General features: G+C 44.5%; 1 protein-coding gene. It reads left to right on the plus strand.

Annotated features, from left to right (window positions below; all coding sequences use genetic code 11):
• Positions 1-53: 53 nt before the first annotated feature.
• Positions 54-956 (plus strand): integrase family protein (locus A3739_RS07730; protein WP_068500945.1); only part of this gene is annotated, 903 nt, incomplete at its 3' end.

Genomic DNA, 956 nt, shown 5'->3' on the forward strand with positions numbered 1-956 from the left:
TCTTTAGATTACTATCGTTTTCTCTCTAGGGTAGCACCACGGTAGCACCAGATATGACAATGAAGCTTAAATTTACCAAAGCACTAGTCTCTGCATTGGAGGCTGAGGAAGGTAAGGCACGAACCTATNACTATGATTCTGCTTTGCCGGGCTTGGTTCTATCCATTACGAAAAACGGCGTTAAGTCATATATCGCTTATAGGAAGGTAAAAGGCAAACCTGTTCGCGTCACGCTCGGACGGCACCCAGATTTAACGGTTGAGCAAGCGCGTAAAAAGGCACAGAAAGCAATCGCAGAGATGGTTGATGGGGTAAATCCTATTCATAAGGCGCGAGCCGAACAGAAATCCAAGTTAACCTTGCGTGAAGTGTATGCGGACTATCTAAAGTATCGGGGCTCTAAGTTAAAGGCATCTACGATAGCGCAGTATGAGAATGCGCTTGATAAGCACTTTGTTGATTGGGCTGATAGTCCAATGGTCGAAATTACACGCGATAAGGTCAGTGAACGGCACCTCCAGATAAGCAAAAAGTCCCCTTCTGCTGCCAACAAGGTAATGAAGATACTCGGGGCGCTGTTTAATTTCGCCAATGGTCAGTATGAAAAAGGGAATGGTGAAAGCATGTTCTCTGATAACCCTGTTAAGCGCTTATCGCATACGCGCACTTGGAATAAAGATGTAGTGCGAGAGAATAAAATTGAAACCTCTGATATGAAGGATTGGTTTGCCGCAATGCGAGCCCTAACCGAGTCCTCTTTTTACGGCCAGAGAGCTGCTGGTTTTTATTTCCAGCTTGTTTTACTGCATGGGGTTCGTCGTAGGGAAATGGCGAAGCTTAAAATTGAGGATATCAACTTCAAACAAAAGACGTTCACGATTCAGGAAACGAAAAGTGGAAGACCATTAACACTGCCATTAACAGATCACGCAAGAGACTTGTTTAAGGGGCAAATT

It is taken from the genome of Oleiphilus sp. HI0067 (assembly GCF_001635735.1).